Source organism: Micromonospora sp. D75, from assembly GCF_018070405.1.
In the GTDB taxonomy this organism is placed as follows: domain Bacteria; phylum Actinomycetota; class Actinomycetes; order Mycobacteriales; family Micromonosporaceae; genus Micromonospora; species Micromonospora chalcea.
The window spans coordinates 1-1,079 of sequence record NZ_JAGPXV010001035.1 but is presented as its reverse complement, the minus strand read 5'-3'; the positions used below and the strand labels follow the sequence as shown (position 1 = coordinate 1,079).

Sequence of the window (1,079 nt, the reverse complement as noted above, 5' to 3'; positions counted from 1 at the left end):
CATCCGCGCGGTCCGGCCGCCGTACCCGGGGTGCACCTGGCGACTCCGAACGAGCCGGAGGCCCGCGACCTGGCCAAGACGCCGCCGGGCGGGTCCCGCCTCGCGGCCGCGTCCCGCAGCGCGCAGGCGCTGCGCCGGCGCTGGCAGGCGCGCGCGGTCGCGGTGACGCTCGGCGGGGACGGCGCGTTGCTCTGTCACGCCGGATCCACGCCCCTGGTGGTGCCGGCGCCACCGGCCGAGGGGGACACCTGCGGGGCGGGGGACCGCTTCGCGTCCACCGCGACGCTCGCGCTGGCCCGTGGGGCGCTGGTCTCCGAGGCGGTGCAGGAGGCGGTCGCGCAGGCGTCCGCGTACGTGGCCGGGGGTGGCGTGGCCGCCGCGCTGCCGGCCCCGGTACGGGCGGTGGCCCCGGCGGTGGTCACCGGCGGCGGCGACCGGGTCGGCGCCGGGGCGGCCGGTGAGGTGGTGGCCCGGGTACGCGCGGCCGGCGGCACCGTGGTCGCCACCGGCGGCTGCTTCGACCTGCTGCACGCCGGGCACGTGGCGACGCTCCAGGCGGCCCGGCAACTCGGCGACTGCCTGGTGGTCTGCCTCAACTCCGACGCCAGCGTGGCCGGGCTCAAGGGACCGGAGCGCCCGGTCGTGCCGCAGGGCGACCGGGGCCGGCTGCTCGCCGCGCTCGGCTGCGTCGACGCGGTGCTGATCTTCGACGAGCCGACCCCGGAGGCGGCGCTGTCCTGGCTGCGTCCGGACATCTGGGTCAAGGGCGGCGACTACGCCAGCGGCGGCGGCGCCGAGACGTTGCCCGAGTCGGAGATCCTGGCCCGCTGGGGCGGGCACACGGTGGTGGTGCCGTACCTCGACGGGCGCTCGACCACCGACATGATCGCTGCCGCGCGGGCGGGACGGGGCAGCGGCGGCTGGCCGGCCACGACGCTCGACCCGGCGGAGGCCGTCGCGCAGACGGTGGTCCGGTCCACGGCGAAGGGAGCACGATGAACGAGCGACGCATCCGATCCGGCGCGGTCGCGCGGGCGGCGGCATGAACGCCCCCGCTCCCGGCGCCGGGCCCGCGGTCC

At 79.1% G+C, this 1,079-nt stretch carries 1 protein-coding gene; it reads left to right on the top strand.

The genetic code is table 11. From position 1 onward, the window contains the following. A partial coding sequence (locus tag KBX39_RS31765; RefSeq protein ID WP_210874111.1) for a PfkB family carbohydrate kinase occupies window positions 1-999 on the top strand: 999 nt, incomplete at its 5' end. Window positions 1,000-1,079 lie beyond the last annotated feature (80 nt).